General features: G+C 70.1%; 3 protein-coding genes. 2 read left to right on the forward strand and 1 reads right to left on the reverse strand.

The features are described 5' to 3' along the window. Window positions 1-297: 297 nt before the first annotated feature. Entirely contained in the window at window positions 298-1,038 is a 741-nt protein-coding gene (locus tag ACFV2J_RS37050) for a VWA domain-containing protein (RefSeq protein ID WP_385086389.1), read from the forward strand. Window positions 1,039-1,248: 210 nt separating this feature from the next. Here the strand turns inward: ACFV2J_RS37050 and ACFV2J_RS37055 are convergent, their stop codons facing one another. After that, window positions 1,249-2,217 (reverse strand): winged helix-turn-helix transcriptional regulator, encoded by a 969-nt coding sequence (locus tag ACFV2J_RS37055; RefSeq protein ID WP_385086387.1) that lies wholly within the window; start codon window positions 2,215-2,217, stop codon window positions 1,249-1,251. A gap of 242 nt (window positions 2,218-2,459) precedes the next feature. Between ACFV2J_RS37055 and ACFV2J_RS37060 the strand changes: the two genes are divergently transcribed. Beyond that, the gene (locus ACFV2J_RS37060) at window positions 2,460-6,179 is read left to right on the forward strand and encodes a S8 family serine peptidase (RefSeq protein ID WP_385086384.1); all 3,720 of its coding nucleotides are present in this window, start codon (window positions 2,460-2,462) and stop codon (window positions 6,177-6,179) included. Window positions 6,180-6,317: the final 138 nt, after the last annotated feature.

Consider the following 6,317-nt stretch of genomic DNA (forward strand, 5'->3'; position numbering starts at 1 on the left):
TCCTGAATCGGGGCGGCCGGCACTCCCCAGCGAACTGCCGGCCGCCCCGCCTCGTACCACCGCCCTGCCTCTCCCGATCGAGGACGCGTCGCCACCCCGACGCCTGACCGACCCAGCCGCACGGGCCAGAACGCGTCGTGGTCGTCAGTTACTGCCGACGGTGCCCTTTCCCGCCTTCCCGGCCAAAGCGGGCTACCTCAAGGCAAGGCGACCTGAGGCGCTTTGGAGAAAACTCTCGCTCGGGGTAGCGCATCGCACGAGAGGATGAGGGTGGTTCGGGATACAGGAGTGGTGAGCATGCGCACGGTGCGGAACGGGACCCGGGCAATCGATCTCTCGAAGATGCGGGCGCAGGCACCGGATCTGGTGGACCTGTACAAGGCCGCTGGTTCCAGCGTGCGCGCGCACGGCCTCGAGGGGGTGCGCGCCGCCGTGTATCTCGTCCTGGACCGCTCCGGTTCGATGCGGCCCTACTACAAAGACGGCACCATGCAGCATCTCGGTGAGCAGGTCCTGTCCCTGTCGGCGCACCTTGATGACGACGGCACGGTGCCGGTGGTGTTCTTCTCCACCGACGTCGACGGGTCCACCGACCTCAAGCTCGGAGGCCATCGGGGCCGAATCGACAAGCTGCACGAGAACCTCGGGCACATGGGGCGGACGAACTACCAGTGGGCCATGGACGGAGTCGTCGACCACTACCTGGCTTCCGGCAATGACGCTCCCGCCCTGGTGATCTTCCAGACGGATGGTGGCCCCACCAGCAGGTTCGCCGCTGAACGGTACCTGTGCAAAGCGGCCCGCCTGCCGCTGTTCTGGCAATTCATCGGGTTCGGCGATCCCGACGACAACGAGTTCGCCTTTCTCCGCCGCCTGGACGACCTCGCGGTACCCGAACACCGCATCGTCGACAACGCGGGCTTCTTTCACGCCGGCCGTGACCCGCGCTCCGTGAACGACGATCTCCTCTACGACCGGCTCCTACAGGAGTTCCCCAGCTGGCTTTCCTCGGCTCGCACTGCCGGGGTCCTGCAGTGAGCGTCGGGGCCCCACACGACCGGAGTCAACCTCACTCACCTCACGGGGAGCCCTGTTGAGGTGTCCCGGTCGGTCGACCAGCCTCGCGCTCGGATCGTCCCGGCGGCACGGCCTTCTCCCCGGTGGCGCGATGTAGTCGTCCGTGTTGCCCAAGAAGGAAGATCGGCCACCCCGACACACACGGACGCCGACGTGAACAACGGCCGGGTCCTAGATCCAGCCCCTCTTGGCCGCCTCGGCGCCCACCTGGAAGCGCGTTTCGAGGCCTAGCCCGGATGCGATCGTCGCGATGCGGCGGGTCACCGTGCGCGCGCTCGTCCCCAACTGCCTCGCGATCGCCTGGTCCTTGTAGCCCGCCTGCATCATCTTCAGGAGCAGGAGGTCCTGCGCGCTCGGGCCGTCGGGTGTCTCCGGAGCGGTCGCGACGAGGGACTGCCCACGCTGCCAGTAGGAGTCGAACAACTCGAGGAGCGCGTCGAGCAGTCCCGACCGGTGGACGACCGCGATCCTGTCGTAGCGGCCCGGGACCAGCGCGACCAGCGCGACGCGTCGGTCCATGATGCGCAGCCTGAACGGCAGGGCCGGCAGGATGCGGGCCTGCTCGCCGATCCGGGCCAGGTGGGTGATCAGTTCGAAACGCTCCGGCTGCGCCAGTGCCTCCGGGGTGTAGACCGACCGTATGTCGACCCCGCGGCCCAGCAGGTCCATCGTCAGCTCCTCCTCCAACTCGGTGCTGTAAGGACCGAGATAGGGGGGTCGATCCAGCACCCAGAAGTGGGTGCGGACCGACTGCATCAGTTCGGCGACGCGCAGGGTGATCTCCGCCTCCCCGGTGATCACCTCCACCAGCCCGGTCGGGTCCTCCTGGAGCCGACGGGCGCGGTATTCGTCCGCCAGGTCGTCGACGGTGCCCCACACCGAGGTGAACGCCGCCTCGGTCTCGGCTCGGCGTCTGGCGAGCAGTGCCCTCAGCGCGGTGTGCGGGCTGACCGGCCGGTACTGGCCGTGCCCTTCCCGTCTCAGCATGCCCAGCTCCACCAGCCGGGAGACCGTGCGCCTGACCCGGCCGGGCGTGGTGCCCAGGCTCTCGGCGATCTCGGCGGCCGTCCGGTCCGACTTGGCCAGATAGCTGCGGTAGACCCGTTCGTCGAACTCGCTGATCCCCAGGGTGCTCAGCACCGGACGCCCTCCCAGCGATCACCGCCCGGCGAACCGTCGGGACGGTCGTGACGCGAATCGCCAAGTGGCGATGTACGACATGAGTTTGATCTAGACATTCCTCGTTCACAAGCTTTCACTCTGAACGTTCACGCCACCTGTGGAAGGGCTCCGAGCATCCTCGATGCCGACGAGCGGTCAGGCGGCGCCACCGCACAGCCGGGAGAGACCTTGTGAAAGCACACCACCGCAGACGCTGGAGTGTGCCGGTTGCCGCCGGTGCTCTGGTACTCGCGCTGGCCGGCCCCTACGACGCGACGGCCTCGGTGCCCTCAGCAGCCCGTTCCGACGCAGCCGACTCCCCGACCCCCGCATCCGCGTCCGACCGGGTGCCCGCCGGCGACCACTCCGTCACACTGATCACCGGTGACGTGGTCACCACCCGACAGGGCCCCGGCACCCACGGCAGGACCGGAGGCGTCGTCAGCGTCCGCGGTGCCGACGGACGTCCGGTACAGACCCGCATCCTGACGTCGGGCGACGACCTCTACGTGTTCCCCGAGTCCGTGCTGCCCTTCGTGGCCAAGGGCACCCTGGACCGGCAGCTGTTCGACATCACGGACATGATCGCCGACGGGTACGACGACGCGCACCGTGACCGGCTGCCGCTCATCGTCTCGTACACGCACCCCGCCGACTCCCGCCGCAAGGCCGCCGCTCCGCCCGACGGGGCGACCCGGGTCCGTACCCTCGACGGCATCAACGGCGCCGCCCTCACCGCGGACCGCTCGCACGCCGCGGACTTCTGGAAGTCCGTGGCCGGGACGGCGACGACCGACGGAGCCCGCAAGCAGTCCGCCGCACCGGCCTTCGCCGGCGGGATCGCGCACATATGGCTGGACGGCCTCGTCCACGCCGACCTCGCCGACAGCACCACGCAGATCGGCGCCCCCCAGGTCTGGGCGGACGGCAACACCGGACAGGGCGTGGACGTGGCCGTCCTCGACACCGGCGTCGACGCGGGACACCCCGACCTCGCGGACCGCGTCGCGGGCCGGCAGAGCTTCGTACCGGACGAGAACACGGACGACCACTTCGGTCACGGCACGCATGTCGCGTCCATCATCGCCGGTACCGGCGCCGCCTCCGACGGCAAGGAGAAGGGCGTCGCCCCCGGCGCCCGCCTCGACATAGGCAAGGTGCTGGACGACACCGGGTCCGGTCAGACCTCCTGGGTCCTGGCCGGTATGGAATGGGCCGCGGTCGACCAGCACGCCAAGGTCATCAACATGAGCCTCGGCGACGGGCAGGCGTCCGACGGGAGCGACCCCCTCAGCCAGGCCGTCGACAGGCTCAGCGCCCAGACCGGTGCGCTGTTCGTCGTCGCCGCCGGTAACTCGGGCGCGCCGAGCACCATCGGCGCACCGGGCGCGGCGAGCGAAGCGCTGACCGTGGGCGCCGTCGACGCCGACGACGCGGTGGCCGAGTTCTCCAGCCAGGGTCCCCGCGTGGACGGCGCTCTGAAGCCGGAGATCACCGCCCCCGGGATCGGCATCCTCGCGGCCAACTCGCAGTTCGACGGCAACGGCGAGGGCGCCTACCAGACGATGAGCGGCACCTCGATGGCCACGCCCCACGTGGCCGGCGCCGCCGCGCTGATGGCCGCCGCTCATCCGGACCTCACCGGAAGCCAGTTGAAGGATCTGCTGGCGAGCAGTTCCCGGCAGACCCCGCGGTACGACGCCTTCCAGGCGGGCAGCGGCCGCCTCGACGTCGCCGCGGCCTCGCACGCCGGAGTCTTCGCCACGGCGACCGCGTACGCCGCCCAGGTTCCGCAGAATCCCGCCGGCGGCGTGCGGCGCCCGGTGACGTACACCAACACCACGGACAAGGCCGTCACCCTCGCGCTGACCGTCGAGGCGGCACACGCCCCCGCCGGCGTGTTCCGGCTCTCCGCCCCCCAGGTGGTCGTGCCCGCGCACGGGACCGCCGGTGTCACCGTGACGATCGACGGCTCGGGCGTCACCACCGACGGCCGGTACACCGGGCAGGTCGTCGCGAAGAGCGCGGACGGCAAGGCCGCGGCGCACACCGCCGTCTCCCTCGGCGATGTGCAGCACAGACTGACCATGGAGTTCAAGGACGCCCAGGGGCGGCCCATGTCCGGCGTGGTCGAACTGCTCAGGTCCGGTGACGACGTCCCGCAGTTCGTCGTGATCGACGAATCCGGTACGGCGCAGATGTACCTGCCCAACGACGTGTACTCGGTGCTGTCCTTCAAGACGGTGCAGGGCGTGCACGGTCCTCACTCGTGGGGCATGGCGCTGCTGGGCGACCCGGACGTCCGACTCGACCGCGACACCACCGTCACGCTCGACGCGTCCAAGATCGACCGGATCGACATGACGGTCCCGCAGCGGACCGAGACGACCTACCAGCGACTGGACTACACCCGCCAGATGGGCGGCCAGAACTGGCGGGACTACATGGAGACCCAGACCAACTACGACAGCCTGTGGGCCCAGCCGACGACCCACAAGGTCACCGACGGCGACTTCTACCTGGCAGCTCGCTGGCGCAAGGAGCAGCCCGCCCTGTCCGTCTCCACCCGGACGACCGACTTCACCGATGTGCTGCGCCAGGACGGCGTCACCCCCCTGCCCAAGGGCAGCGTCAAGCTCCCGCTGGTCTTCGCCGGTCAGGGCGCGAGCGCCGACTACGCCCACCTGGACGTGCGAGGCAAGGCGGTGGTGGTACGCCGCAACGACGACGTGTCCGACATGGGCCAGGCGTCCGCCGCGGTGGCCGCGGGCGCGAAGCTCATGCTGGTCGTGAACAACGTGGACGGCCGCGGCTTCCGTTCCTACAACGCGCCGTTCAGCTCGACGCCCGTCCGGCTCGACGTGGGCCTGCTCAGCACCGACGAGGGCGAGAAGCTCGTCCGCCAGGCCCAGGACCGGGGCGCCTCGGTCACGGTCGGCTCCGCGCCCGTGAGCCCGTACGTCTACGACCTCGACCGGACCTGGCACAACGAGATCCCCACCCACCTGGTGGTGCAGGGCAGTTCAAAGAACCTCGCCCGGGTCGACGAGACCTTCGACAGCCCGGCCCCGGGAAACACCGGCGGCGAGTTCCGGTTCGACTGGCCCGACTACAACGACTGGGCCATCGGCGGAATGATGCCGGAGCCGGTGCGGGGGAAGCGCACCGACTGGGTCTCCACCGGGGGCTTCAACAGCTGGAGCCAGAGCGCGTACGCGGACGGCCTGGTCTTCGAAGCCGGGGCCAAGACCTCCTACCGGGCGGGCAGCACACAGTCCGAGGAGTGGTTCAAGCCGATCGAACGGCCGTACCTGAACGACGTGTACAGCATGCCCACGCGCAAGGGTGACCACCTGTACATCGACGCCCCGGCCTGGGGCAGCCACGACCACGTCGGCATGAGCCAGATGGACGGCGTGGCGGAGCAGCGGCAGACCCTGTACCAGGGCACCAAGGAGCTGGGCACCGGAACCTTCACGAACGTCTCGGGCGACGCGCCCGGCGCCGGCAAGCTGCCGTACCGGCTGGTCGTCACCAGCAAGCGCGACGCGGCGTTCACCCCGTACTCCTCCAGCACGCGCACCGAGTGGGACTTCACCTCGAAGGCGACGGCGGACGGCTCCACCGCGGTGCTGCCGCTGGTGCAGATCGACTACGAGGTCGGCACCGACTCGGCCGGGCGGGCCGGGCGGCACGACACCCTGTCCGTCACCGCAGGTCAGCTGCCTGGGGCCGTCGGCGCGGGCAAGGTCGGCGCGGTCACCCTGGAGATGTCCTACGACGGCGGCACGACGTGGCACCGGGCCACGCGTGATCACGACGGGCGGTACCGCCTGGACGCGCCGAAGAAGGCGCCCTACGTGTCGCTCAGGGCGAGCGTCGAGGACTCGGCGGGCAACGCGGTGCACCAGACGGTCATCCGGGCGTTCGGCCTGCGCTGACGCACGGCCGCGGATCGCAGCGCGTGAAGAACGGTCCGTCCGGGGTCGCACGACCCCGGCCGGACCGCGGCCGTCCGCCACGGAGCGAGCCGTTCGACCGGGGCGGGGCGCCGACGGGCCCCCCGAGGACAGCATCCC

Origin of the sequence: Streptomyces sp. NPDC059668 (genome assembly GCF_042734135.1) — a bacterium.
Lineage (GTDB): Bacteria > Actinomycetota > Actinomycetes > Streptomycetales > Streptomycetaceae > Streptomyces.